The sequence below is a fragment of the Enterobacter sp. Crenshaw genome, from assembly GCF_024734705.1.
In the GTDB taxonomy this organism is placed as follows: Bacteria; Pseudomonadota; Gammaproteobacteria; order Enterobacterales; family Enterobacteriaceae; genus Enterobacter; species Enterobacter asburiae_B.
Genome location: NZ_CP102932.1, coordinates 1,080,946 through 1,106,670 on the forward strand (window position 1 = coordinate 1,080,946; position 25,725 = coordinate 1,106,670).

Below are 25,725 nucleotides of genomic sequence, written 5' to 3' on the forward strand. Positions count from 1 at the left end.
TTACTTCCTGTAGTGATGGTGGAGACAAATAACAAACAAAAAGTTTAACACTTGCTTTAGCGTGAGGCTATTCGCTCTGTGCGCACGAAAGGATTATGCTACAGGCGGTTATTACACGAAGCGGTTAACGGAAGCGTAATGAACGATAAAAAAGAACTATTACATCTCAGGGATATTGGATTTCGTGTTGGAGAAAACATTATTCTTCAGCACGTCGGGTTTAGCCTGTCGCCGGGCGAGTTTAAATTAATCACGGGCCCTTCGGGCTGCGGTAAAAGCACGCTGCTGAAAATTGTGGCCTCACTCCTCAGCCCGACGGAGGGCACCATTCTGTTTGAAGGACAGGATATCTCAACCCTGTCCCCGGAAAACTACCGCCAGCAGGTCTCCTACTGCGTGCAAACCCCCGCGCTGTTTGGCGATACGGTTTATGACAACCTGATTTTCCCGTGGCAAATCCGCAATAAAACGCCGGAGCCGGAAAAGTTTATCAGCGATCTGGCCCGCTTTGGCCTGGCGCAGGAGACGTTAACCAAATCCATCACTGCGCTGTCAGGCGGAGAAAAGCAGCGCGTCTCGCTGATCCGCAACCTGCAGTTTTTACCGAAGGTGCTTTTGCTGGACGAAATCACCAGCGCGCTCGATGACGTCAACAAGCGCAACGTTAACGAGATTATTCATCGCTACGCCCGGGAGCAGAATATTGCCGTGCTATGGGTGACGCACGACGCTAGCGAAATAACCCATGCGGATGACGTGATTACGCTTCAGCCGCACGGTGGGAAAATGCAGGAGGCTAACTGTGGGTGAGCATAACATTACCAATGAATCCCTGGCGTTTTCGATGGTGCTGGTGCTGATTGCGATTGTAGTCAGCTATCGGGAAAAGCTGGGGCTGGAAAAAGATATTGTGTGGAGTATCTGCCGCGCGGTGGTTCAGCTCATCATCGTCGGCTATGTGCTGAAGTATATTTTCAACGTCAACCACGCGGTGCTGACGCTGCTGATGGTGCTCTTTATCTGTTTCAACGCGGCGTGGAATGCGAAAAAGCGCAGTAAATACATAGATAAGGCCTTTATCTCGTCGTTTATCGCCATTACCACCGGGACGGCGCTCACGCTGGCGGTGCTGGTGCTCTCCGGCTCGATTGCCTTTACGCCGATGCAGGTTATCCCTATCTCCGGGATGATTGCGGGGAACGCCATGGTGGCCGTTGGGCTCTGTTATAACAATCTCGGCCAGCGCTTCAGCAGTGAACAGCAGCAGCTGCAGGAGAAATTAAGCCTGGGAGCGACGCCTAAAGTGGCCTCGGCGCGGCTGATCCGTGAGAGCATTCGCTCATCGCTGATCCCAACGGTAGATTCAGCCAAAACGGTGGGGCTGGTGAGCCTGCCGGGCATGATGTCGGGGCTGATTTTTGCCGGTATCGATCCGGTCAAAGCGATTAAGTATCAGATCATGGTGACGTTTATGCTGCTCTCCACGGCAAGCCTGTCAACCATCATTGCCTGCTACCTGACCTATCGGAAGTTCTACAACACGCGCCACCAGCTGGTGGTAACGCAATTAAAGAAAACGGGTTAAGCCTGTTTTGTAGGCCCGGTAAGCGTTAGCGCCACCGGGCATTTTTTTGTTAGTAGAGCAACGCGTACAGCTGACGACGATACTTCGACGCCAGCGCGTCTCCGGTGCCCAGCGCGGCCAGAATTTCCTGGAACATCTTGCGCGCCTGACCGTCTGCTGCTGCCAGGTCTTTTTGCAGGTGGCTGAACAGCAGCTCCAGCGCCTCTTCGTTACGCCCCACCTGGTGCAGCTGCAGCGCCAGCTGGCTTGCCAGCGCGGCATCGGCCGGGTTGTCGGCAACCTGCTGCTGCAGCTGCTGAATTTCCGGGGTGTCCGCGGCCTGTTTCAGCAGCTCAATCTGCGCGACCAGACCCTGATAGCGGGTGTCCTGATCCTGCAGCGGAACCGTCTTGAGTACGGCTTCCGCGTCTTCTGAACGGTGCAGGGCGATCTGCGTTTCCGCCAGCAGCAGGCCAATCTGGCTGTTCTGATTCGACAGCTGCCACGCCTCTTTGAGCAGCGGCAGCGCCTCGTCGTATTTACCTTCCTGCATCAGCGCCATGCCTTCCTGCGCTTTCAGCTCTTCTTCACGCGGCAGCACTTTATCCAGCAGGGCGCGGATAGCCTCTTCCGGCTGCGGCCCCTGGAAACCGTCAACGGGCTGGCCGTTCTGGAACAGATAGACGGTTGGGATGGCGCGCAGACCAAACTGAGACGCCACCATCGGCTCGGCGTCGCAGTCCAGCTTAGCGAGAATGAACTGACCGTTGTACTGGGCGGCAAGGCTTTCCAGCACCGGCGTCAGCTGCAGGCAGTGTTGGCTGCGTTCAGACCAGAAGTAGAACAGGACCGGTTTGGTCATCGACTGTTCAAGGGTCTGTTGCAGGTTAGCTTCTGTAATATTGACGATATTCTGTACGGACATGCGGCTTTCTCTTTTGTCGGTTTGTTCTTTACATGGGGATGAGCGTCGTCGCTTCAACTCAACCGTGCAAAATTTTGTCCATCATCCGGCCCGGCAGCAGGCGTTTTAACCAGCCTACGGCATGGGTGACCAGCGTCACCGGATAGCGCATTTTAGGATGTTCGCTCTCAAAAGCATGGCGCACTTTGGCCACCACCGCCTCTGGCCCGAGGGTAAAACGTGCGGCAATGCCGGGGTTCTCGACCGGCTTATCCGCCTGGGTCTGGTTCACGTTTTCGGTAAAGCGGGTGCGGATCGGGCCGGGCTCAATCAGGCTGACCTTGATGCCGCTGTGGCGCAGCTCCATGCGCAGGGCGTCGGACCAGGCCTCCAGCGCATATTTGCTGGCGGCGTAGGCGCCGCGGCCCGGGGTGGAAATCAGCCCCATCACTGACGATGTCATCACGATGCGCCCTTCACCGTGCGGCAGCATCGCGGGGAGCAGGCGCATGGTGAGCTGATGCACGCCGAAGAAGTTGGTCGAAAACTGTTTCTCCAGCGTTTCGCGGGAGAGCGTATCCAGCGGGCCATACACGCCGTAGCCGGCATTGTTAAAGAGCCCGTAGAGACGATTGTCGGTCAGCGCGATCACCTCATCGGCGGCGCGTTCAACGCTCTCCGGCGAGTCCATATCCAGCAGCACGCCGGTAAAGCCCAGCCCGTTCATGCGTTCGACATCGTCGGGTTTGCGACACGCCGCCAGCACCCGAAACCCCTGGCGCTTCAGTTCGAGCGCGCTTTCCAGGCCGATTCCACTGGAACATCCTGTAATTAAGACCGATTTTTGCATAACTTTACCTGTCAGGATCTCCGCTTAATCAGGAGTCATGTTTAACTAAAGGAGCCAGCCGCGTTGCCATCCAGTCGGCAATAAACGGCTGAGCATCGCGATTGGGGTGGATCCCGTCGTCTTGCATCCACTGGGGTTTGAGATAGACCTCTTCCATGAAAAATGGCAGCAGCGGAATATCAAACTCTTTGGCAAGCTTAGGGTAGATCGCGCTAAAGGCTTCATTATACCGACGACCGTAGTTGGCGGGCAGGCGAATTTGCATCAGCAGCGGCTGGGCGTTTGCCGCTTTGATATCCTGCAAAATGGTGCGCAGCGTTTGCTCGGTTTGCTGAGGCTGAAAACCGCGCAATCCATCGTTACCGCCAAGCTCCACCAGCACCCAGCGCGGCTGATGCTGTTTGAGCAGTGCAGGCAGGCGCGACAGGCCCTGCTGCGAGGTATCGCCGCTGATGCTGGCGTTAATTACCGACGTCTTGCTCTGCCATTTGTCGTTGAGCAGAGCAGGCCAGGCCGCGCTGGCCGCCATGCGATAGCCTGCGCTCAGGCTGTCGCCGAGAACCAGTAACGTGTCCGCTGCCGCCGCGCGGAAGGTCATCAGAATCAAAAACAGGAAGGGCAAATGCCAGCGGAAAACAGTGTTGAAGTTCATCATCTTAAGAAGTCCGTCGGTCAGGGGGAACACGAGCTTTCCATCCTTACTGGAGTTGAACTCGTTGTCAAACGCGCTGAAACCATCGCGCTGATTGGCGAATCCGGCTCCGGCAAGTCCACGCTGCTGGCGATTTTGGCCGGTCTGGACGACGGCAGCAGCGGCGAGGTCCATCTTGTCGGGCAACCGCTGCATCAGCTTGATGAAGAGGCGCGGGCCGCGCTGCGCGCGCGTCACGTTGGTTTTGTCTTCCAGTCCTTCATGCTGATCCCCACCCTGAACGCGCTGGAAAACGTCGAACTCCCGGCGCTGTTGCGCGGTGAAAACAGCCGTGAAAGCCGGGCGCACGCGAAGGCGCTGCTGGAGCAGCTCGGTCTGGGCAAGCGTCTCGACCACCTTCCCGCACAGCTTTCCGGCGGTGAGCAGCAGCGCGTGGCGCTGGCGCGGGCGTTTAGCGGCCGTCCCGAAGTCCTGTTTGCCGATGAGCCCACCGGTAACCTTGACCGTAAAACCGGCGACAAAATTGCCGACCTGCTGTTTTCGCTCAACCGCGAGCACGGCACCACGCTGATCCTCGTCACCCACGATCCGCAGCTCGCCGCCCGCTGCGACCGCCGCCTGCGGCTGGTCAACGGTATTCTTCAGGAGGAGGCATGATTACCCGCTGGTTCTGGCGCGAGTGGCGCTCGCCCTCGCTGCTTATCGTCTGGCTGGCGCTAAGCCTGGCGGTGGCCTGCGTGCTGGCGCTCGGCAGCGTCAGCGACCGCATGGAAAAAGGGCTCAGCCAGCAGAGCCGGGAGTTTATGGCGGGGGACAGGACGCTGCAAAGCTCCCGCCCGGTGCCGTCGGGCTGGATTGACGAAGCGCGAAAAGAAGGGCTGAAGGTGGGGGAGCAGATAACCTTCCAGACCATGACCTTTGCGGGCGACACGCCGCAGCTCGCCAGCGTGAAGGCCGTCGATGATATCTACCCGATGTACGGCGAATTGCAGACCAGCCCGCCCGGGCTGAAGCCGAAGCCCGGTACGGTGCTTCTGGCATCGCGACTGATGGCGCTTCTGAACCTAAAACCCGGCGATAGCATCGACGTCGGCGACGCCACCCTCAACATTGCCGGGGAAGTGGTGCAGGAACCTGATTCCGGCTTTAACCCCTTCCAGCTCGCGCCGCGCCTGATGATAAACACCGCGGATGTTGCGGCAACCCATGCCGTTCAGCCGGGCAGCCGCGTCACCTGGCGCTACAAGTTTGGCGGCACGCCTGCGCAGCTTGACGCGTATGAAAAATGGCTTCTGCCGCAGCTCAAGCCGGAGCACCGCTGGTACGGGCTGGAGCAGGACGAAGGGGCGCTCGGTAAATCACTTGAGCGTTCTCAGCAGTTCCTGCTGCTTTCGGCACTGTTGACTCTGCTGCTGGCCATTGCGGCGGTTGCCGTGGCGATGGGGCACTACTGCCGCAGCCGCTACGACCTGGTGGCGATCCTCAAAACCCTGGGGGCTGGCAGGGCGCAGCTGCGCAAGCTGATTGTCGGCCAGTGGCTGATGCTGCTGGTCCTTTCCGCGATTACTGGCGGAATAATGGGGCTGCTGTTTGAAAAACTGCTGATGGTGATGCTGAAACCGGTGCTTCCGGCCGCCCTGCCGCCGGCCAGCCTCTGGCCGTGGCTGTGGGCGATGGGCGCAATGACGGTGATTTCGCTGCTGGTGGGGCTACGCCCGTACCGCCTGCTGCTCGCAACGCAGCCCCTGCGCGTGCTTCGCAACGATGTGGTGGCGAACGTCTGGCCGCTGAAGTTCTACCTTCCGGTGATTATTGCCGTGGCGGTGGGGCTGCTGGCGTGGCTGATGGGAGGCAGCACGCTGCTTTGGGCGGTTCTGGCCGGGGCGGTTGTGCTGGCGCTGCTGTGCGGCGTGCTGGGCTGGATACTGCTCAACGTCCTGAAGCGGCTCACGGTGAAATCCCTGCCCGTGCGCCTGGCGGTCAACCGCCTGCTGCATCAGCCGTGGTCAACGCTCAGCCAGCTGTCGGCGTTTTCGCTGTCGTTTATGCTGCTGGCGCTGCTGTTAGTGCTGCGCGGCGATCTGCTGGATCGCTGGCAGCAGCAGCTTCCCCCGGAAAGCCCGAACTATTTCCTGATCAATATCGCCCCTGAGCAGGTCACGCCGCTGAAGGGCTTCCTGGCGGAGCATCACATTATCCCTGAGTCGTTCTATCCCATCGTTCGCGCGCGTCTGACGCAGATCAACGGCCAGCCAGCGGAGGGGAACAAGGACGAGTCGCTGAACCGCGAGCTGAACCTGACCTGGCAGGAGAAACGCCCTGACCACAACCCGATAACCGCCGGCACCTGGCCGCCGAAAGCGGGTGAGGTGTCGATGGAAGAGGGGCTGGCGACGCGGCTGAACGTGAAGCTCGGGGACAGCGTGACCTTTACCGGCGATACCCAGGATTTCACGGCGAAAGTCACCAGCCTGCGCAAGGTGGACTGGGAAAGCCTGCGGCCAAACTTCTTCTTTATCTTCCCGCCGGGCGCGCTGGACGGTCAGCCGCAGAGCTGGCTGACCAGCTTCCGCTGGGAAAACGGCAACGGCATGCTGACCCAGCTCAACCGGGAATTTCCGACGGTCAGCCTGCTGGATATTGGGGCGATCCTGAAGCAGGTGGGGCAGGTGCTGGAGCAGGTGAGCCGCGCGCTGGAGGTGATGGTGGTGCTGGTGACGATCTGCGGCGTGCTGTTGCTGCTGGCCCAGGTGCAGGTGGGCATGCGCCAGCGCCATCAGGAGTTGGTGGTCTACCGCACGCTGGGGGCTGGAAAGCGGCTGCTGCGGATGACGCTCTGGAGCGAGTTTGCGCTGCTGGGGCTGGTGGCGGGTCTGGTAGCGGCCATTGGCGCGGAAACGGCGCTGGCGGTGCTGCAGACAAAGGTTTTCGACTTCCCGTGGGAGCCTGACTGGCGTCTCTGGCTGATCCTGCCTCTCAGCGGCGCGGTGCTGCTTTCTCTTTGCGGAGGCTGGCTCGGCACGCGGCTGTTAAAGGGGAAAGCCCTGTTCCGTCAGTTTGCGAGTTGATTTAGTACGGTGATAGTTGCACGCCGGGTTTTAATGCCGGTGCGCAGCGTTTAAATAGCACAAAGTGATAATACCCACTCATTTAGTAGCACAAAACATTAAAAACCCGACCACACGGCCCGATTATTTCCAGTTAATATTCACCCGCTAAATATTTAGCAGCGTGTCTATTAAGGAAAAATAATGACTATAAAAAAATCAGCGCTGGCGGCAACGATCGGCGCGGCAGTGGCATTGACTACCTTCGCTTCTCAGGCGGAAATCACCGTTCTTAAGCAGGATCCTCAGGCGGGTAACCCGCTGAGCCGCCTGAACTTTACCGTTGGCGGCAGTATTCGTCCTCAGTTCCAGAACATGACCGGCGACGACGGTAAAAACAGCTACAAGCGTAACGGCTTTGACGGCGGCACCCGTTTCCGTTTCGCGGCTGATTACTACCTGTTTGATGACATCAGCTGGATCAGCTACTACGAGCTTGGTGTCAATATTCCTGCGCAGTTTAACTGGGATCACCACTACGCCGACGGCGCACATGACACCACGCGTCGTATGCTCTACACCGGTCTGAAGAGCGACACCTGGGGTACGCTGACCTTCGGTCAACAGAACAGCGTTTACTATGATGTGGTGGGCGCGAAAACCGATATCTGGGACTACGACATGATCGGTCAGGCGCCAGGTAACGGGATCAACGGCGATTACGACGGATCTTACCGTTCACGCCAGATGCTGAAATATAAGAAAACCGTGGGCGATGCCGACATCTACGCATCTTACCTGTTTGAAGACAGCGAATACCTGCCGGGCAACGGCCTGCGCTACAAGCGTAAAGGCGGCGGCTCGCTGGGTCTGGATTACCACCTGACTACCGATCTGACCTGGGGCGCCGCGTGGAACTACACCCGCGCGGACATGCGTAACCCGGACAACGGCGACAGCAAAACCTACGACCAGAACATTCTCGGTACCGCGCTGAGCTGGATCCCGGACAACTGGACCTTCTCCGCAGGCGGCGGCTGGTACCAGAACTTCCTGACCACCAAAAAAGTGTCGGTTAACGACTACTTCGCCGGTGATGCATGGGGTATTGAATACTTTGCGGGCTACAAGTTCCCAGTCGGCCAGTACGCGGTTAAATCCATCCAGCCTTACTTCATGGGTGACCGTATTGAGTACGTGAACGGCCGTAACTACCAGCGCATCGACAACGGCGTGGGTATCAGCTTCCAGCTGGATTACGGTTTCCGCGTGGATTACGAACACGTGTTCACCTCCAGCACCGACAACCTGGGCGACATGAACCTGGTGCGTCTGCGTTACGACTTCTAAGTCGTCTTGTAGGGTGCGGCCTGATGCCCTCACCCTGACCCTCTCCCACGGGGAGAGGGAACAAACATTAAAAGCGGCAACCCTGGTTGCCGTTTTGCTTTTACCTCGCTACCTGGCTTTGTTTTAGCGATCAAGCCAGTCAGCAACCTCTTCGTACGTCCCGCGATACACAATCTTCTCCGCTTTTTTCTCCAGCTGATAGCCGTACATCGGGTCGTAATAGTCCTTCAGCAGCGGCGCAAGCCAGCTGAAGTGCGCCTCTGTGCTGCCGGAGCGTTGCTGTTCCAGCAGCGCGGAATCTAACAGCGCGGTGAATTCTGCATACCGCTGCAGCCCCAGACGGCGGCGAATGGCGAACAGGCCATGGTGCAGATACTCGCTGTACTCCTTCCAGCCCGCGTCTTCGCCGTAGGCGGCAGAAAAATCCGCCCACATGTGGTCGAAATACTCTTCGCGCAGGCGCTCAAGACGGACGTCAAACGGGTCTTCGACGACAACGATAGGGGCTTCAACCATGCGGTCGCGCAGGCACTCCGGCAGATGGTTGGAGCCAATCATCCGGCCTTCATCTTCCAGCACCCAGCGCGCGGCGTCTTTTTTCAGGAGCTCAGCCGCAAGGTGATTTTCAAAGCTGGCCTGGGAAAGCTGCGGCGTGAGCGTGCGGCCAAACGACGAACCGCGATGGTGCGCCAGCCCTTCCAGATCGATCCCCTGCGCGTGCTGTTTCACCAGCAGGGTTTTACCGTTTCCGGTACAGCCGCCAATAAGCACCATCGGCTTTTGCGACTGCTCGATGGTCACCTGAATCGCCGTCTGACGCAGGGCCTTATAGCCGCCGCGGATCAGCGGGTAGTCGACGCCCGCCTCTTTCAGCCAGGCCTGCGAGATATGCGAGCGCTGGCCGCCGCGCGCGCAGCAGAGATAGCCCTCAGGATGGGCAAGGCTGGCTTCCCGCCAGGCGTTGATGCGTGCCTCTCGCGTCTCGCCGCTCACCAGCTGATGGCCGAGCGCCAGCGCGGCGTCGGGCCCCTGGCGTTTATAGCAGGTACCGACGGCGGCGCGCTCGTCGTCGTTCATTAAGGGCAGGTTGACCGCCGCAGGCATCGCGCCCTGGGCAAATTCGATCGGCGCGCGAACGTCGATTAAAGGGGTATCAGACGCGAGGATCGCGCGATAGTCCGTTCCATCGTTCATGGTTGTTCCAGAAGAAAACTCAGCAGCAATGGGCGGGGATTGTACGCCGGGGAAGGGGAAGATCAACTCCCCGGCGCAGATGTCTTACTTGAGCTTAGACTGTGCCCAGACAATACCGCTCGCATATTCCGGCGGCAGGAGCGGGATCATCGCTTCCAGGGTGGCGCTCAGGCGGCCCGTGTCGCTGTCGTTCAGGTTCAGGTGACCGACCTTACGACCCGCGCGTACCTCTTTGTCATACCAGTGCAGATGCACGAGCGGCAGCTTCAGCCAGTCGTAGTTCAGATCGGTGCCGATCAGGTTGATCATCACCGACGGGCTGTTCACCACCGGCTGCGGCAGCGGCAGGTCGGTGATTGCACGCAGGTGCAGCTCGAACTGGCTGATGGACGCGCCGTTTTGCGTCCAGTGGCCGCTGTTGTGCACGCGCGGCGCAAGTTCGTTGATCAGCAGACCGGACGGGGTGATAAAGCACTCCATCGCCATGACGCCCACATACCCGAGTTCGTGCATGATGGCAGAGAGCATATCTTCCGCCTGCGCCTGCTGGTCAGCATTGGCGTGCGGGAAGGCGACGCTGGTGCGCAGAATGCCGTCCTGATGCAGGTTATGCGTCAGCGGATAAAAGACGGTATGCCCGTCGTGCCCGCGCGCGCCAACCAGCGACACTTCACCGCTGAAGTTAATGCCCTGCTCAACGATGCACTCGCCGTAGCAGTCGTCCGGCAGTTCTGCCGTTTCATCTGCACGCAGGCGCCACTGGCCGCGGCCGTCGTAACCGCCCACGCGGCGCTTCACGATTGCCAGCTCGCCCAGCATCGCGAAAACGTCATTCCACTCGCTTTTATCGGACAGGAGCTGCCACGGCGCGGTCGGCAGACCAAGCTTGTCGAACAGCTGCTTTTGCGTCAGACGGTCGGCGATGATCGGGAACACGTCGCGGTTAACGAAGGCGTTATGACGCGCCAGCTCGCGGGTCAGAGCCGTTTCCGGCCAGCGTTCGATCTCGGCGGTGATCACGCTCTGGTGGAACGGTACGGCTTCCGGTTCGGCGTCCAGCCCGACGGGCCAGACGGCAATACCCAGCGGCTCACCGGCCTGACGCAGCATGCGGCCTAGCTGGCCGTTACCGAGGACGCAAACCTGCTTCATGCCGCACCCCGCGGGTCCGGATTGTCCAGCACCTCGTCGGTCTGGGCTTTACGCCACTCCGCCAGACGCTGGTGTAATGCTTTATCGTGCGTCGCAAGAATTTGCGCCGCCAGCAGGGCTGCGTTCGCCGCACCCGCTTTACCAATCGCCAGCGTGCCGACAGGAATACCGCGCGGCATCTGGACGATGGAGTAGAGGCTATCCACACCGCTTAACGCGGCGCTTTGGACCGGAACGCCCAGTACCGGCACCAGGGTTTTAGCGGCAATCATGCCTGGCAGATGTGCTGCGCCGCCCGCGCCGGCAACGATCACCTCATAACCGTTCTCTTCGGCGCTTTCGGCGAAGCTGAACAGTTTGTCCGGTGTACGGTGCGCGGAGACCACTTCAACGTGGTGCGGAACATTCAGGATTTCAAAGATTTCGGCGGCGAACTGCATGGTAGCCCAGTCGCTTTTGGACCCCATCACGATGGCGACACGCGCCGGATTATTGCGGGAAGACATGCGTCTTAAAACTCCTGTGGTGCGAAACACACTGCTTTCGAGGGCACAGAGAATAGCATGTTATACGGGCAAGGAAAACGGTTGCGCGGTTAAAAGGCGAGCAGTTATGGCGAGAAAGCGATAACAAAAAAGACCGCACGATAGCGGTCTTTTATGTGATGTTACTGAAGATCCCCTGCGGACAGGTTCTCGTTGTCGAACGCGCGGCTGACATCGATATGATTCACCATGCCGGTGTCGGCATTCGAGCCCGATTTTGGCACGGAGAAGCGATTCTCCGCGGCCTGTGCGCCAGTGGACACCACGACTGCCAGCAGCAGGGTACTTACGATGCTGATGTTTTTCATTCTCTGTTCCTTCCTCATCGTATTGTCGCTGTCGCACGTCTTCGCTGGCGGCACGGCAATCAGGGTTTTTATTTAGTCAGTTCTGCGGTCATGTACACGCGGTTGTTGACCTTCGCGCTCGTGATTTTATAAGAGGCATTCTGCTCGGCGGCCTGCGCGGCAATTTTCGCTTCTGCGCGGTCAAGGGTAGAGGCGGTTGCGCTCACGCTTTGAGCGAAAGAACCGAAAGAAACCAGGGAAAGAGCGGCAACTGCAACGAAAGTTTTGATAGATTTCATGGTCGTATTCCTTAAGTATTTTATCTGGGATAGGGCGTATTGCCCTGATGTGATAAATAATAGGCCGACCACGGGCTGATTAAAATCGAAACAATTTGCCGATATTGTTCAAAAAAATAGAATGATGGTGCGAGGGGTTAAAACGGAAAGGCGATCAGCTCCACGCCCTCTGGCGTGACTTTGACCATGGAGCCTTCGGTGTGCCAGGCACCTAATACCACGCGATGGGCCGGTTCGCCGTTGGCGATAAGGGAATGGACGTCAGGACGATGGGTATGACCGTGGATCAACCACTGAACGCCATGCTTTTCCATCACGCTCACCACGGCCTGCGGGTTCACGTCCATGATGGTCATGGATTTGCTGCTGTTGGCGGCTTTACTGCCCGCGCGCATTCTGGCAGCTATGCGGTTACGGATAAACAGCGGCAGCGCAAGGAACACCTTTTGGATCCACGGGGTGTGGACTTTGGCGCGAAACGCCAGGTAGCCGGTATCGTCGGTGCAGAGCGTGTCGCCGTGCATGATCAGAACCCTGCGGCCATAGAGGTCGAGCACCTGCTCTTCCGGCAGCAGCGTCATGCCGCTTTCGCGGGCGTAGCGCTTGCCGATCAGGAAATCACGGTTGCCGTGAATGAAGTAGCAGGGGACGCCGGAATCCACGAGCGCGTGAATGGCGGCGGCCATTTCACGGTGCAGCGGGTTAGGGTCGTCGTCGCCAATCCAGGCTTCAAAGAGGTCGCCCAGGATGTACAGCGCATCGGCGTTTTTCGCTTCACCGCGTAAAAAACGCAGAAAACCGGCGGTTATCGCCGGTTCTTCTGTTTGCAGATGCAGATCCGCAATAAAGAGTGTCGCCACGAATTACTCGCTGACGGTCACGCTTGTAATCACAACGTCTTCTTTAGGAACGTCCTGGTGCATACCGCTGCGGCCAGTAGCGACGGCTTTGATCTTGTCAACCACGTCCATACCTTCAACCACTTCTGCGAATACGCAGTAGCCCCAACCCTGCAGGCTTTCGCCGGAGAAGTTCAGGAAGTCGTTGTCCGCCACGTTGATGAAGAACTGCGCGGTGGCAGAGTGTGGCGCCTGAGTACGGGCCATTGCCAGCGTACCGCGGGTGTTTTTCAGACCGTTGTTCGCTTCGTTTTTGATCGCTTCTTTGGTCTCTTTCTGGTTCATGCCAGGTTCGAAACCGCCGCCCTGGATCATAAAGCCGTTGATCACGCGGTGGAAAATGGTGTTGTTGTAGAAACCTTCGCGGCAGTAGTCCAGGAAGTTTTTAACTGTTTCAGGCGCTTTGTCATCAAAGGTTTTGATTACGATATCGCCATGATTAGTGTGGAAAGTAACCATTTTTGCATCCTGTTCCGTTATTGTGGTACGTCGACCCGCGTTCGGGTCATCTATAGGGGCTTGTTATAGCATAACCACAGGATGCGATCACCTTGCATTGTGTGCTGCTTCGGGTTTGAATTACGGGTAGAATAGCCGGTTTTCAACCACACACGTGTTTACATGGAATCTTCGATGTTAAAAATCTTTAATACAATGACGCGCCAGAAAGAGGAATTTAAACCTATCCATGCCGGGGAAGTCGGCATGTACGTGTGTGGTATTACGGTTTACGATCTCTGTCACATTGGCCATGGCCGTACCTTTGTCGCTTTTGACGTGGTGTCACGCTACCTGCGTTTTCTGGGCTACACCCTGAAATACGTGCGTAATATCACCGACATCGACGACAAAATCATCAAGCGCGCTAATGAAAACGGCGAAAGCTTCGTTGCGCTGGTCGATCGCATGATTGTCGAAATGCACAAAGATTTCGACGCCCTGAATATTCAGCGCCCGGACAGCGAGCCGCGCGCGACCCACCATATTCACGAAATCATCGAGATCACCGAAAAGCTGATCGCTCGCGGTCATGCCTACGTTGCGGACAACGGTGACGTGATGTTCTCGGTGCCGACGGACCCAACCTACGGTTCGCTTTCCCGTCAGGATCTGGACCAGCTCCAGGCCGGCGCGCGCGTTGACGTGGTTGACGTGAAGCGTAACCCGATGGACTTCGTGCTGTGGAAAATGTCCAAAGAGGGCGAGCCAAGCTGGCCATCACCGTGGGGCGAAGGCCGTCCGGGCTGGCACATTGAATGTTCCGCGATGAACTGCAAGCAGCTGGGCAAGCACTTCGATATCCACGGCGGCGGTTCAGACCTGATGTTCCCGCACCACGAAAACGAAATCGCGCAGTCCACCTGCGCCCACGGCGGCGAGTACGTGAACTACTGGATGCACTCCGGCATGGTAATGGTTGACCGCGAGAAGATGTCTAAATCGCTGGGTAACTTCTTCACCGTGCGCGACGTGCTGAAGTATTACGACGCGGAAACCGTGCGCTACTTCCTGATGTCCGGCCACTATCGCAGCCAGCTGAACTACAGCGAAGAGAACCTGAAACAGGCGCGCTCTGCGCTGGAGCGTCTGTATACCGCGCTGCGCGGTACCGACAGGTCTGTTCCTGCTGCAGGCGGCGAAGCGTTCGAAGCCCGCTTTGTTGAGGTGATGAACGATGACTTCAACACCCCGGAAGCGTACTCCGTGCTGTTCGACATGGCGCGCGAAGTGAACCGCATGAAGTCAGAAGATATGGCCGCGGCGAATGCGCTGGCGTCCCATCTGCGTAAGCTCTCCTCCGTGCTCGGCCTGCTGGAGCAGGATCCGGACGCGTTCCTGCAGAGCGGTGCGCAGGCGGACGACGGTGAAGTGGCGGAAATTGAAGCGTTGATCAAAGCGCGTCTGGAAGCGCGTCAGGCAAAAGACTGGGCGGCGGCAGATGCGGCGCGCAACCGTCTGACCGAGATGGGAATCATTCTGGAAGATGGCCCGCAGGGGACTACCTGGCGCCGTAAGTAATTTTCCCCTCACCCTAACCCTCTCCCAAAGGGAGAGGGAATTATTAGGTATTCTCCCTCTCCCCGTGGGAGAGGGCCGGGGTGAGGGCATCAGCGCCCACGTTTTCTCCACCACAGCAACCCCACCAGCACGACTCCCGGCAGCCACACCCACAGCAGCTCCGACACGATCACCTGATGCCCGTACGGCGTGGTGTAGCGCGACAGCGCAAACGGCGCGACCTTAATCACCTGCCACGGCGCAAAGAAGCGTTCATCTGACCACGGCCACAGCCAGCCGACGCCTTTCCCGCCCGTGGTAATCGAATCCAGCAGGCTGTGCGAAAGCAATGACACGGTTAAAAACAGCCAGCACCGCGTCAGGCTGGCCCGGAACCACCGTCGTCCAGTCAGCACGCAGAGTATCGGCACCACAAAGGCGAACAGCAGGGAGTGGGTAAAGCCGCGATGGCCGAAAACATTGCCGTACGCGACGCCGAACTTGAACGCCAGCACGTCGGCATCCGGCAGCATGGCGAGGACAATCCCGGCAAACAGCAGGCGGGGAGGAATCACTTTGGTTCCCAGGCCTAAGCCCAGACAAAGCGGAACAGCAGCGTGTGTAATAACGGTAGGCATTGCGATTATCCATGGCAAATCATGGAAATATAGCAGCAATCCCGCGCCGGCAGACCCGCGTCAAATTCTTATTTTTACGCCGACTCGCGCGCGATAAGCTGTCCGGAAAGCGTAATGCGCTGGGTTTGCAGCGTCGGCTCCTTCAGCGTACGAATAATCAGCCCGGCAGCCTGACGCCCGGTCTCTTCGCTGGCTGACGAGACGTAGGTAAAGGACGGCGAGGTGAGGTTAACGTGGAGCATATCTTCGAAACCGACCAGCGCGACCTGCTGCGTCAAAAACACATCTTTACCCACCGTTCGTCCAACCTGATGAATACCGGAGATGGAGCCGATCATGGCATCCGGCGAGTGGCAGAGCAGGGCGGTGATGGTGTTGTTTTTTTCCAGCAGCTGGCGGGTGGCGAAACCCGCCGCCAGCGTGTCATCGCTGCAGGCCGGAGAGTATTCATCGCGCCAGACCAGCCCGTTCTGCGTCATCGCGCTGCGAAAACCGAGCAGGCGCTGCTCGCGGATAAGGCAGCCTTCACGTCCGCCAATGTAGGCGATATTGCGATGGCCGCGCTCGATAAGATAACGCACCGCCAGGTTTGCCGCCTGACGGTTATCGCGCATCACCAGATTGCATTTTTCATCCAGCAGCGACTGAGAAACCACCACCAGCGGCAGCGGGCAGCGGCGAATCTGCTCCGGCAGGGTGGAGGTGCGGGTATCCGAGGCCAGATAGATAACCCCGGCGACGCCCTGCTGCTTAAACGACAGCAGGCAGCGCTCAAGATGGTCATGGTCGTTCTGGGGCTGGCCGAGAAAAACCATATACCCCTGTTTTTCAAGATCCTGGACGATGCTCGCCATCACCTTGATGGAGAAACTGTCGCTAAAGTCGCGGAGGATCAGGCCAATCAGATTGGACGTATTGGCGCGGAGGTTGGCAGCGGCAACGTTATGAACATAGCCCAGCGTATTGATGGCAGCGTTGACCTTCTCGATCGTTGCCTCTGAGATTTTCCCTTTCTGGCGCAAAACCAGCGAGACGGTTGAGACCGATACGCCCGCGTGCTTTGCGACATCAATAATGCTGACTTTCTTCAAAACCGCTCCCTGAAATTCACCGATTATCAGTCAGATACGACAATGCGTCTCCCAGACTACAGGAGACGCGTCGTTCAGGCATCTTATTATTTGCCGATCATGGTGGACATGGTCTGGGCGATAAACTGTGCTCTGGCACCGAAAATCACCTGAATACCGTTGTCGCCGACGAAGACCACGCCGCGCGCGCCGAGTCCGTTCAGGCCGTCCTTATCGACCACCTCGCTTTTTGCCACTTCCAGGCGAAGGCGGGTGATACAGGCGCCGACGGAGTCGATGTTGTGCGCCCCGCCCAGCAGGGTGATGATCTCGGTCGCGAGTTCTGAATCAGACTTATCATCCGCGTTGGCGGTCACTTCAGTGCGGCCCGGCGTTTTCACGTCGAAACGACGGATCACAAAGCGGAACGTGAAGTAATAAATCAGACCCATTGGAATGCCGATGATAATCGCATTCAGGAAGTTGGTCTTGTAGCCGTTAAAGGACGGCAGGATCCCGAATGACAGATAGTCGATAAAGCCTGCGGAGAACGACTTGGCGATATGCGCATGCAGTAAATACATGGTCATGTAGGCCAGGCCCGCCATGATGGCGTTAAAGACGTACAGGATCGGCGCCACGAAGATAAAGGTAAACTCTACCGGTTCAGTGATCCCCGTCAGGAAGCAGGTCAGCGCCGCAGAGAACAGAATACCGGCCGCGATTTTCTTATTCTTCGTATGGGCTTCGTGATACATCGCCAGGCACGCGGCGGGCAGCGCGAACAGCATCAGCGGGAATTCGCCCTGCATGAATTTACCGGCATTCTGGTAGGTGTCGCTGCTGAAGGACTTCACTCCTTCTTCCAGCATCTTAAACCAGATGGTCTGGTCGCCGTGGATCACCTGTCCAGCCTGGGTGGTGTAATCCCCGAACGAATACCAGAAGGACGGATACCAGATGTGGTGCAGGCCGAGCGGGATCAGCGCGCGCTCTACCAGACCGAAGATAAAGGTCGACGCCGCCTGATTATCGCCGTTAACCACCACGGAGAGCGCGTCGATACCGGCCTGGATATGCTGCCATACGTACGGCAGCAGCAGCCCCATCAGGAACGACAGAAACGCCGTTGCAATGGCCACGAAGCGCTTGCCGGAGAAGAAGCCCAGGAACTCCGGCAGCTGCATGGTGTGGAAGCGGTTATAGCACCAGGCCGCGAGAATACCGCAGATCAGGCCGCCGAAGACGCCCATCTGCAGCGTCGGGATGCCGACCACCATGGCGTATTTCCCACCCTGGGAGGCCATTTCCGGCGTGATGCTCAGCACGGTGCTGATGGTGATATTCGTGACAAACACCGACACCGCCGCAGACAGCGCCGCGATGCCGGATTCTGACGCCAGACCCACGGCGGAGCCAATGGCAAACAGCATCGGCAGGTTATCAAAAATAACCCCGCCCGCGTTCATCATCAGCGGCAGATGGAACTTATCGCCGAAGGCCAGCAGCAGGCCCGCAGCGGGAAGCAGTGAAATTGGCAGCATTAAGGCGCGACCAATCATCGATAACTTAGACAGCGATTTAACAAACCCTGATATCAGACTCATGCTGATTTCCCCCGAGTAGCGCTTTTCTGGCGCTGTTATTGTAAGTATAACGTTTTAGTAGAACGTTCTACTTATCGTGGGCAAAGAGTGAAAAACGCGCAACAGAATTTTCATGTTTCAACAGATGAAATAGTGATTATTTGAAGTTGATCGATAAATAACCGCGATGGGTGTGAGGGGATTTTATATCCCCTCTCCCTGTGGGAGAGGGTTAGGGTAAGGGCATATAACGGCTCAGGCCGTAACGGTTACGCTCTGCCCTTCAAAGCTCACGGTCTGACCCGCGACAATCTTGCAGCGCTTGCGCGTTTCTACCACGCCGTCGACTTTTACCAGCCCGTCGGCGATAACGATTTTCGCCTGCGCGCCGCTTTCGCTCCAGCCTTCCAGCTTCAGCAGATCGCACAGCTCAACGTGCGGGTGTTTACCTAATGAAAAAGTCGCCATCTTACGCGTCCTCTACGTCATGATATTCTTCGCACGCCTGCAGCGTGTTCTGAATCAGCGTTGCTACGGTCATCGGGCCTACGCCGCCCGGTACGGGGGTGATGTAAGACGCGCGCGCGGCGGCATCTTCGTACACCACGTCGCCGACCACTTTGCCGTTTTCCAGACGGTTAATCCCGACGTCCACGACAATCGCGCCCTCTTTGATCCACTCGCCCGGAATAAAGCCCGGCTTGCCGACCGCGACGATCAGCAGATCGGCGTTTTCGACGTGGTGACGCAGGTTTTTGGTGAAGCGGTGGGTCACGGTGGTGGTGCAGCCCGCCAGCAGCAGCTCCATGCTCATCGGGCGGCCCACGATGTTGGACGCACCGATAACCACGGCGTTCAGACCGTAGGTGTCGATGTTATAGCGCTCCAGCAGCGTCACAATGCCGCGCGGCGTGCACGGGCGCAGACGCGGCGCGCGCTGGCACAGGCGGCCAACGTTGTACGGATGGAAACCGTCCACGTCTTTATCCGGCGCGATACGTTCCAGCACCTTCACGTTGTCGATACCCGCCGGCAGCGGCAGCTGAACCAGAATACCGTCGATCTCTTTGTCAGCATTCAGGGTGTCAATAAGTTCCAGCAGCTCTGCTTCGCTGGTGGTTTCCGGCAAATCGTAAGAGCGGGAGACGAAGCCCACCTCTTCACACGCTTTGCGCTTGCTGCCGACATAAATCTGCGATGCCGGGTTGCTGCCAACCAGCACAACGGCCAGCCCGGGGGCGCGTTTTCCGGCAGCTTTACGCGCCTTCACTTTTTCCGCGACCTCAGAGCGCACCTGCTGCGCAATCGTTTTACCGTCAATAATCTTTGCTGCCATCAGAGAGAAGATTCCGTCTGTAACGTTTGAAAGGGGGGATGGCGTGTATTTTGGCAGAAGCGAGCGTCGCTGTCAGTCACCCTTTACGCGTTTTTATCAGTGAGACGCAAAAACCCTTCTTAAGGGATGGTCAATTTCTTAGGCGGGATTAGGATGTGACCTGGCGAAATGGCAGCGTTTTGACATATTTAAAAAACGCGTCCTGAGCTACTTTGTCTCCTCCGAAATAAGCTTTCAATTAATCAATTGAACGTATTTCTTATTCCCGATTATTCGCGGGAAGGATTATTTACATTTTAAAGGAATAGACATGAAACTCAGCAACATTGCTTCTACTGTTATTGCTACTTTGGCCCTGGTTGCAGGTGCCGCAAATGCAGCAGATCCTGCTGCGCCGGTTTCCGTAAATGGCGGTACCGTACATTTTAAAGGTGAGCTGGTTAATGCGGCTTGTTCAGTAAATACTGATTCTTCCGAGCAGACCGTTAATCTGGGTCAGTATCGCACCGCGAAATTTACCAAAGTGGGCGACACCACCTCTAATATTCCATTCAACATTGAACTGAATGATTGCGATCCGCTGGTTGCCAAAACTGCCGCTGTTGCGTTCACCGGTCAGATCGACCCAACCGACAAAACCCTGCTGGCCGTGACCTCCGGTAACAACGACAACACCGCGAAAGGCGTAGGTATCGAGATCCTCGACAGCAAATCCAGCGTTCTGACCCCAGACGGCGCGACCTTCTCTGCTGCGCAGACGCTGATCGAAGGGACCAACACCCTGAAGTTCACCGCACGTTACAAATCAACGGCTGCCACCACTGAGCCAGGCCAGGCAAACGCTGACGCCACCTTCGTAATGAAATACGAGTAATTCCTCCGCACAGGGATGTTCAGGCCTCACGGACGAGGCCCGTCATACGCTAATGCCAGGAACGAAGGATGACAAGGACTGGAACACTACTGCTGTTAACCCTTGCGATGGCTTGCCCGGCATCGGCGCATACCGTGGTGATCGAAGGTGGCAAGGTTCATCTCAGAGGTGAACTGGTGAACGGCGGCTGCGCCGTGGCGCCAGACAGCCAGAATATGCGCATCGACATGGGGCAGTACCGAACCAATTCATTTTCCGGTGTGGGCAGTTTTTCCACGGTTAACGTGCCTTTTACCGTGCGGCTGCTGGACTGCAGCGTTGATGTTTCGCGCACCGTGGGGATCCAGTTTCAGGGCGTGACGCCCGCAGAAGATCCGCAGGTCTTTCTGGCGACCTCGCGGCCGGGTGAAACGCCCGTCAGCAGCGGCGTGGGGCTGGCGCTTTTTGACGAACAGCAGCGTCAGATTATCCCAAATGCCACGGCCGTCAGCTGGCTGCCGATCGATACCCGCGAGCTCGCGTTCCATTTTAGCGCCCGCTATCGGGCTATTTCCGAACACCTCGAGCCAGGCAAAATTCAGTCGGATGTCTGGTTTACGTTGATTTATCCATAACACCTGCGAACACATTATTAAAGGTACGGTTGTGATGAATACCCTAATTAAACCAGGACTTTTTTTATCGTTTATTTTGATGATGGTTTCTGCCTGCGCAAATGCTTCCGGCGGTATTGCGCTGGGGGCCACGCGCGTTATTTATCCCGCAGAGGCGAAGCAAACGTCGCTGGCGATCACTAACAGCAACAAACAGGAACGCTATTTAATTAACGCGTGGATCGAAAATGCGAGCGGGCAAAAAGAAAAAACCTTTGCCGTCACTCCGCCCCTGTTTGTCAGCGAGCCGAACAGTGAAAACACGCTGCGTATTATTTACGCCGGGCCAGCGCTGCCTGCCGATCGCGAATCGCTCTTTTACATGAACGTGAAGGCGATCCCGTCGGTGAATAAAGCGAAAACGGAAAACAATAACGTGCTGCAGCTGGCGATCCTCTCACGCATCAAGCTGTTTGTGCGCCCGAACAACCTGGCGATGCAGCCGGAAGAGGCGCTTTCCCAGCTGCGGTTTGAGCGCGCGGGCAGCCATCTCAAAGTCAGCAACGCTTCCCCGTATTACATCACCCTCGTCAACCTGAAGCTGGGCGGGCAGCAGCTGGATAACCTGATGGTTGCGCCGAAAAGCTCGGCTCAGCAGGTGCTGCCAGCCGGTGCTGGCGGTACGCTTTCCTGGCAGAGCGTGAATGACTACGGTGCCATCACCCCGGCGCGTAGCGTCAACCTGTGAGCAGAGTCAGGTCGATGAAAAACCACCAGGGACGTTACTGCCCGGTTGCACTGGCGCTGATGGCTGCGCTCTGGCCGCAGGCTGGCTGGAGCGAAAGTTATTTCAACCCGGCCTTCTTGTCGGACGACACCGCCAGCGTGGCGGATTTGTCGCGTTTTGAACAAGGACACCAGCAGGCACCCGGCGTTTATCGCGTGGATATCTGGCGTAACGATGAGTTTATCGGTACCCAGGACGTGCGTTTCGAGCAGGCCGAGAACACGCCGCCGGTGGCGGGCGGTTTGTCCGCGTGCATTACGCGCGCGATGCTCGATCGCTTTGGCGTCAACGTCGCGGCGTTTCCCGAGCTGGCTAAGGTGCAGGGCGACACCTGCGTTCCGTTGGCCACGGCCATACCCGGCAGCGAAACGGTATTCAATTTTGCCTCTCAGCGTCTGGACGTCAGCCTGCCGCAGGTGGCGTTGCAAAACAGCGCCCGGGGCTACATTCCGCCTGAACAGTGGGATGAAGGCATTCCCGCCGCGCTGGTGAACTACAGCTTCACCGGTAACCGGGGAAGCGAAGACGACAGCTATTATCTGAACCTGCAGAGCGGGTTGAACTATGGCGCCTGGCGTTTACGTAACAACGGCGCATGGCGGTACACGCAGAATAACGGGCAGCGGCACAGCGAGTGGCAGAATATTGGCACCTGGGCGCAGCGCACCGTCATCCCGCTCAAAAGCGAACTGGTGCTGGGCGACAGCAATACCGGGAATGACGTCTTCGACAGCATGGGTTTTCGCGGTGGGCGGCTTTTCTCGTCTGACAGCATGTACCCGGACAGCCTGCAGGGCTACGCGCCGACCGTGCGCGGGATCGCCCGTACGCCCGCCAAAGTGGTGGTTCGCCAGAACGGCTACGTTATCTATCAAAGCTACGTCCAGCCGGGCGCATTTGCCATTACCGATCTTAACCCGACCTCCTCAAGCGGTGACCTGGAAGTCACGGTCGAAGAGAAAGACGGCACCCAGCAGCGCTATACCGTGCCGTACTCCACCGTGCCGCTCCTGCAGCGTGAAGGGCGCTGGAAGTACGACCTCGTCGCGGGGGATTACCGCAGCGGGAACAGCGATCAGGATACGCCGTTCTTCACTCAGGGCACCCTGATTACCGGTCTTGCCAACGGTTACACGCTCTACGGCGGGACGCAGCTGGCGTCACGCTATACCGCGGTGGCCGTTGGGGCCGGGAAAAACCTGGGCGACTGGGGCGCGGTCTCGCTCGATATCACCCACGCCCGCAGCCAGCTCGCGGACGACAGCAGGCACGAAGGGCAGTCTCTGCGCTTCCTCTACGCGAAATCCCTTAACGGCTTTGGCACCAACTTCCAGCTGCTGGGCTACCGCTACTCCACAAAAGGGTTTTACACCCTCGACGACGTCGCCTGGCGTTCAATGGAGGGCTATCAGTATGCCGATAGCCAGAACGATAACGATGTGCCGGACGTGCAGAGCTATCACAACCTGACGTGGAATAAAAAAGGCCGCTTTCAGCTCAACGTCTCTCAGTCGCTGGGGGACTACGGCTCGGTCTATATCTCCGGTAGCGAGCAGACCTACTGGGGAACAGACGAGACGAACCTCTGGTACCAGCTGGGCTACGCGGGCGGCGTGAAGGGGATCAACTACTCTGTCTCGTGGTCGTGGAACAAATCCGTTGGGATAGACGGCACCGATCGGATCGCGTCGTTTAACGTCTCCGTACCGTTCAGCCTCTTTACCCGTCAGGGCTATCGCCGGGACAGCGCGATTGACCGCGCCTACGCTACGGCATCCGCCAGTCGAAACAGCGACGGCGACACTAGCTGGCAAACCGGCGTCAGCGGAACGCTGCTGGAGGATCGCAACCTGAACTACAGCGTGACCCAGGGACACGCCAGCACCAACGGCGGAAGCGGAAGCGCCAGCGCCAACTGGCAGGCGACCTACGGCACGCTGGGCGTGGGCTACAACTATTCCCGCGACCAGCACGATCTCAACTGGCAGCTCTCCGGCGGGGTGGTCGGCCACGCCGACGGCGTGACCTTCAGCCAGCCGCTGGGCGACACCAACGTGCTGATCAAAGCGCCGGGGGCATCGGGCGTCAGTATTGAAAACCAGACCGGCGTGAAAACCGACTGGCGAGGCTACGCGGTGATGCCGTATGCCACCGTCTATCGCTACAACCGCGTGGCGCTGGATACCAACACCATGAGCAACAACACCGATATCGAAAACAACGTGAGCAGCGTGGTGCCGACCAAAGGCGCGCTGGTGCGCGCCAGCTTTGATACCCGCATTGGCGTGCGCGCCCTGCTGACGGTAACGCGCGGCAACCAGCCGGTGCCGTTCGGCGCGGTGGTGCGCGAGACCAAAAGCGGCGTCACCAGCATGGTGGGGGATGACGGGCAAATTTACCTGAGTGGGCTGCCGCTGGAGGGCGAACTGCTGATCCAGTGGGGCGACGGGGCGCAGTCCCAGTGTCGCGCACCTTACAGCTTGTCTGAACAGAGCCTGCAACAGGCAATCACACTTAAGGGGATCGGCTGTGATTAAAACTCAACTCTTTGCCTTGTCGCTGCTGGCGTTACTGCCCGCGACAAACGCATTAGCGACCGTGTGCGTCAATGAAAAAGGCGTGCCGACGGAAGTGCATTACGACCTGACGGATAAATTCAACAGCTCGAATAACCAGATTGGGCAGGTCGTGACGCTCAGCGAGAAATCGCAGTGGGTAGGGGTGAATGCCGTCTGCCCGAAGGGCACGACCGGGAATACCACCAAGCGCAGCTATGTGACCGACTACCCGGTAACGGGAACGAGCGATGGCTATCAGTATCTGAAGCTTAACGACTATCTGGACGGGGCGATGAAAATCACGGACAGCTATGCTGGCGTGTTTTACCCGCCAAAAAGCTATATCCAGATGGGGAGCCATCCTAACGTCTCCAAAAACAAACCGTTTGGCGTTCAGGACTCCAGCCTGGTCTTCCGTCTTAAGGTGACCCGGCGTTTTATCAACATGGTGGTGATCCCGCGTGCCACCATGTTCCGCGTTTACGTCACCACTACCTCTTCCGATCCGTTAACCACGCCGGTCTATACCATCAGCTACAGCGGAACCATTCAGGTGCCGCAAAGCTGCGCCATCAATGCCGGTAACGTGGTGGAGTTTGATTTCGGCGACATTGGCGCCTCCTTGTTCAGCAAGGCGGGCGTGGGTAACAAGCCGGAGGGGGTCTCATCGCAAAGCAAAACCATCGCCATCAAATGCACCAACGTGGAGGCGAACGCCATGCTGACGATGCGGGTCGAGGCGGAAAAAGTCTCTGATAATGTGCTGGTGTCGGATAACCCGGATGTGGGGTTCATCATCGCCAACGAGAGCGGGGCGCCGCTGACGCCCAACAACCTGACGAGCAAAATTCCGTTCCGCCTCGACGACAGCGCGCAGGCGCAGGTGGGGATCCGGGTCTGGCCGGTGAGCGTGACGGGCAATAAGCCAGCGGAAGGGCGCTTCACCTCGCGCGGGTATTTGCGCGTGGATTACGACTAAGGAGCCGATATGCGAAACAGGATCCGTTTTCTCACCGTAGCGCTCTTTGCGCTTTGCACGCAGGCTCAGGCGGACACCGCGTTGGGCGAGATTAACATTCGGCTCTACGGCAATATCGTCGATTTTACCTGCGTTGCCGAGGGCAGCGACAGCGACAAGGCCGTCCCGCTGGGCACCTGGCCCACGAAACAGCTCAGTACCACCGGGAGCCGCACGCAGCCGATGCCGTTTACGCTGAAGCTGACCGGCTGCCCGCCGGGCGCGGCGTCCATTACGTTTTCGGGTAAAGCCGACGGAAGCAATAGCGGCCTGCTGGCGCTGAATGACGCCAGTACTGCAAGCCATGTCGCCGTTGAGATCAGGGATGCGGATAAAACGCGGCTGGCGCTTCAGCAGGCCAGCCAGCCGGTCTCGGTTGATGCGCAGGGAAATGCGATTCTGTCATTTTATGCCAATTATATTGCCACTGCCGATAACCCTCAGCCCGGACGGGCTGATGCGGATGCCACCTTCATGATTAATTATAATTAGCACTGACCGCACTCCCTGCAGCTCAGATAAGC

The 25,725-nt window shown here is 57.9% G+C and carries 27 protein-coding genes; 12 read left to right on the plus strand and 15 right to left on the minus strand.

Annotated features, from left to right (window positions below; all coding sequences use genetic code 11):
- Nucleotides 1-138: 138 nt before the first annotated feature.
- Together fetA and fetB are read left to right on the plus strand one after the other, a co-directional pair.
- Nucleotides 139-810: an iron efflux ABC transporter ATP-binding subunit FetA gene (gene fetA / locus NWV12_RS05030; RefSeq protein WP_048978920.1), complete on the plus strand. Its 672-nt coding sequence runs from the start codon at nucleotides 139-141 to the stop codon at nucleotides 808-810.
- A gap of 34 nt (nucleotides 811-844) precedes the next feature.
- Nucleotides 845-1,585: an iron efflux ABC transporter permease subunit FetB gene (gene fetB, locus NWV12_RS05035; RefSeq protein WP_198922155.1), complete on the plus strand. Its 741-nt coding sequence runs from the start codon at nucleotides 845-847 to the stop codon at nucleotides 1,583-1,585.
- Between the two features lie 49 nt (nucleotides 1,586-1,634).
- Here the strand turns inward: fetB and NWV12_RS05040 are convergent, their stop codons facing one another.
- Genes NWV12_RS05040 through tesA form a run of 3 tightly spaced genes read right to left on the minus strand, consistent with a single transcriptional unit; the run spans nucleotide 1,635 to nucleotide 3,970 of the window.
- Nucleotides 1,635-2,489, minus strand: coding sequence for a co-chaperone YbbN (locus tag NWV12_RS05040; protein ID WP_023310624.1), 855 nt, complete (start codon nucleotides 2,487-2,489; stop codon nucleotides 1,635-1,637).
- 58 nt (nucleotides 2,490-2,547) lie between these two features.
- Complete coding sequence (locus tag NWV12_RS05045; protein WP_014882827.1) at nucleotides 2,548-3,318, minus strand: SDR family oxidoreductase; 771 nt, start codon at nucleotides 3,316-3,318, stop codon at nucleotides 2,548-2,550.
- Nucleotides 3,319-3,346: 28 nt separating this feature from the next.
- Nucleotides 3,347-3,970 (minus strand): multifunctional acyl-CoA thioesterase I/protease I/lysophospholipase L1, encoded by a 624-nt coding sequence (tesA, locus tag NWV12_RS05050; protein WP_032661743.1) that lies wholly within the window; start codon nucleotides 3,968-3,970, stop codon nucleotides 3,347-3,349.
- On the opposite strand from tesA, the gene ybbA reads away from it, so the two are divergent.
- The 3 genes from ybbA (at nucleotide 3,941) to NWV12_RS05065 (ending at nucleotide 8,367) form a co-directional block, all read left to right on the plus strand.
- Nucleotides 3,941-4,627: a putative ABC transporter ATP-binding protein YbbA gene (ybbA, locus tag NWV12_RS05055; protein ID WP_048978965.1), complete on the plus strand. Its 687-nt coding sequence runs from the start codon at nucleotides 3,941-3,943 to the stop codon at nucleotides 4,625-4,627. The two genes, tesA and ybbA, sit on opposite strands and share 30 nt — an antisense overlap.
- On the plus strand, nucleotides 4,624-7,038 hold the full coding sequence (gene ybbP, locus NWV12_RS05060; RefSeq protein WP_048978918.1) for a putative ABC transporter permease subunit YbbP: 2,415 nt from the start codon (nucleotides 4,624-4,626) through the stop codon (nucleotides 7,036-7,038). Before ybbA ends, ybbP begins: the two co-directional genes overlap by 4 nt.
- Before the next feature lie 183 nt (nucleotides 7,039-7,221).
- Entirely contained in the window at nucleotides 7,222-8,367 is a 1,146-nt protein-coding gene (locus NWV12_RS05065) for a porin (protein WP_048978917.1), read from the plus strand.
- Nucleotides 8,368-8,490: 123 nt separating this feature from the next.
- Here the strand turns inward: NWV12_RS05065 and mnmH are convergent, their stop codons facing one another.
- From mnmH to ppiB, 7 genes are all read right to left on the minus strand, one after another.
- Nucleotides 8,491-9,561 carry a tRNA 2-selenouridine(34) synthase MnmH gene (mnmH, locus tag NWV12_RS05070; protein ID WP_048978916.1) on the minus strand — a complete coding sequence of 357 codons (1,071 nt, stop codon included), beginning with the start codon at nucleotides 9,559-9,561 and terminating at the stop codon, nucleotides 8,491-8,493.
- An 84-nt stretch (nucleotides 9,562-9,645) separates the two neighbouring features.
- The gene (gene purK, locus NWV12_RS05075) at nucleotides 9,646-10,713 is read right to left on the minus strand and encodes a 5-(carboxyamino)imidazole ribonucleotide synthase (RefSeq protein ID WP_032661448.1); all 1,068 of its coding nucleotides are present in this window, start codon (nucleotides 10,711-10,713) and stop codon (nucleotides 9,646-9,648) included.
- On the minus strand, nucleotides 10,710-11,219 hold the full coding sequence (purE, locus tag NWV12_RS05080; RefSeq protein ID WP_023310631.1) for a 5-(carboxyamino)imidazole ribonucleotide mutase: 510 nt from the start codon (nucleotides 11,217-11,219) through the stop codon (nucleotides 10,710-10,712). Before purE ends, purK begins: the two co-directional genes overlap by 4 nt.
- Nucleotides 11,220-11,380: 161 nt before the next feature.
- Nucleotides 11,381-11,566, minus strand: coding sequence for a hypothetical protein (locus NWV12_RS05085; RefSeq protein ID WP_045887960.1), 186 nt, complete (start codon nucleotides 11,564-11,566; stop codon nucleotides 11,381-11,383).
- Nucleotides 11,567-11,634: 68 nt separating this feature from the next.
- The gene (locus tag NWV12_RS05090) at nucleotides 11,635-11,844 is read right to left on the minus strand and encodes a YdgH/BhsA/McbA-like domain containing protein (protein ID WP_023310633.1); all 210 of its coding nucleotides are present in this window, start codon (nucleotides 11,842-11,844) and stop codon (nucleotides 11,635-11,637) included.
- A 137-nt stretch (nucleotides 11,845-11,981) separates the two neighbouring features.
- The gene (lpxH, locus tag NWV12_RS05095; protein ID WP_048978915.1) at nucleotides 11,982-12,704 is read right to left on the minus strand and encodes a UDP-2,3-diacylglucosamine diphosphatase; all 723 of its coding nucleotides are present in this window, start codon (nucleotides 12,702-12,704) and stop codon (nucleotides 11,982-11,984) included.
- 3 nt (nucleotides 12,705-12,707) lie between these two features.
- Nucleotides 12,708-13,202, minus strand: a complete 495-nt coding sequence (ppiB, locus tag NWV12_RS05100; RefSeq protein WP_023310635.1) for a peptidylprolyl isomerase B — start codon at nucleotides 13,200-13,202, stop codon at nucleotides 12,708-12,710.
- A 174-nt stretch (nucleotides 13,203-13,376) separates the two neighbouring features.
- On the opposite strand from ppiB, the gene cysS reads away from it, so the two are divergent.
- Nucleotides 13,377-14,762: a cysteine--tRNA ligase gene (gene cysS / locus NWV12_RS05105; RefSeq protein WP_048978914.1), complete on the plus strand. Its 1,386-nt coding sequence runs from the start codon at nucleotides 13,377-13,379 to the stop codon at nucleotides 14,760-14,762.
- 89 nt (nucleotides 14,763-14,851) lie between these two features.
- Here the strand turns inward: cysS and NWV12_RS05110 are convergent, their stop codons facing one another.
- The 5 genes from NWV12_RS05110 to folD all read right to left on the minus strand — a co-directional run bounded on the left by NWV12_RS05110 (nucleotide 14,852) and on the right by folD (nucleotide 19,371).
- On the minus strand, nucleotides 14,852-15,379 hold the full coding sequence (locus NWV12_RS05110) for a metal-dependent hydrolase (protein WP_048978913.1): 528 nt from the start codon (nucleotides 15,377-15,379) through the stop codon (nucleotides 14,852-14,854).
- Between the two features lie 74 nt (nucleotides 15,380-15,453).
- Nucleotides 15,454-16,470 carry a Mal regulon transcriptional regulator MalI gene (gene malI, locus NWV12_RS05115; protein ID WP_023310638.1) on the minus strand — a complete coding sequence of 339 codons (1,017 nt, stop codon included), beginning with the start codon at nucleotides 16,468-16,470 and terminating at the stop codon, nucleotides 15,454-15,456.
- A gap of 86 nt (nucleotides 16,471-16,556) precedes the next feature.
- Nucleotides 16,557-18,056, minus strand: a complete 1,500-nt coding sequence (locus tag NWV12_RS05120; RefSeq protein ID WP_029741054.1) for a PTS transporter subunit EIIC — start codon at nucleotides 18,054-18,056, stop codon at nucleotides 16,557-16,559.
- Nucleotides 18,057-18,290: 234 nt separating this feature from the next.
- On the minus strand, nucleotides 18,291-18,503 hold the full coding sequence (gene ybcJ, locus NWV12_RS05125) for a ribosome-associated protein YbcJ (protein ID WP_023334767.1): 213 nt from the start codon (nucleotides 18,501-18,503) through the stop codon (nucleotides 18,291-18,293).
- A gap of 1 nt (nucleotide 18,504) precedes the next feature.
- The gene (gene folD / locus NWV12_RS05130) at nucleotides 18,505-19,371 is read right to left on the minus strand and encodes a bifunctional methylenetetrahydrofolate dehydrogenase/methenyltetrahydrofolate cyclohydrolase FolD (protein ID WP_008499332.1); all 867 of its coding nucleotides are present in this window, start codon (nucleotides 19,369-19,371) and stop codon (nucleotides 18,505-18,507) included.
- 310 nt (nucleotides 19,372-19,681) lie between these two features.
- On the opposite strand from folD, the gene fimA reads away from it, so the two are divergent.
- The 6 genes from fimA (at nucleotide 19,682) to sfmF (ending at nucleotide 25,693) form a co-directional block, all read left to right on the plus strand.
- Nucleotides 19,682-20,245, plus strand: coding sequence for a type 1 fimbrial major subunit FimA (gene fimA / locus NWV12_RS05135; RefSeq protein ID WP_023310641.1), 564 nt, complete (start codon nucleotides 19,682-19,684; stop codon nucleotides 20,243-20,245).
- Nucleotides 20,246-20,313: 68 nt separating this feature from the next.
- On the plus strand, nucleotides 20,314-20,859 hold the full coding sequence (gene fimI / locus NWV12_RS05140; protein ID WP_023310642.1) for a type 1 fimbrial protein subunit FimI: 546 nt from the start codon (nucleotides 20,314-20,316) through the stop codon (nucleotides 20,857-20,859).
- Between the two features lie 34 nt (nucleotides 20,860-20,893).
- The gene (gene fimC / locus NWV12_RS05145; protein ID WP_032661434.1) at nucleotides 20,894-21,586 is read left to right on the plus strand and encodes a type 1 fimbria chaperone FimC; all 693 of its coding nucleotides are present in this window, start codon (nucleotides 20,894-20,896) and stop codon (nucleotides 21,584-21,586) included.
- Nucleotides 21,587-21,600: 14 nt separating this feature from the next.
- Nucleotides 21,601-24,162, plus strand: coding sequence for a fimbrial biogenesis usher protein (locus tag NWV12_RS05150; protein ID WP_048978912.1), 2,562 nt, complete (start codon nucleotides 21,601-21,603; stop codon nucleotides 24,160-24,162).
- Nucleotides 24,155-25,162 (plus strand): type 1 fimbria D-mannose specific adhesin FimH, encoded by a 1,008-nt coding sequence (gene fimH, locus NWV12_RS05155; RefSeq protein WP_033144826.1) that lies wholly within the window; start codon nucleotides 24,155-24,157, stop codon nucleotides 25,160-25,162. The genes NWV12_RS05150 and fimH overlap by 8 nt, the downstream gene beginning before the upstream one ends.
- Before the next feature lie 9 nt (nucleotides 25,163-25,171).
- Complete coding sequence (sfmF, locus tag NWV12_RS05160) at nucleotides 25,172-25,693, plus strand: fimbria assembly protein (RefSeq protein WP_039263992.1); 522 nt, start codon at nucleotides 25,172-25,174, stop codon at nucleotides 25,691-25,693.
- Nucleotides 25,694-25,725: the final 32 nt, after the last annotated feature.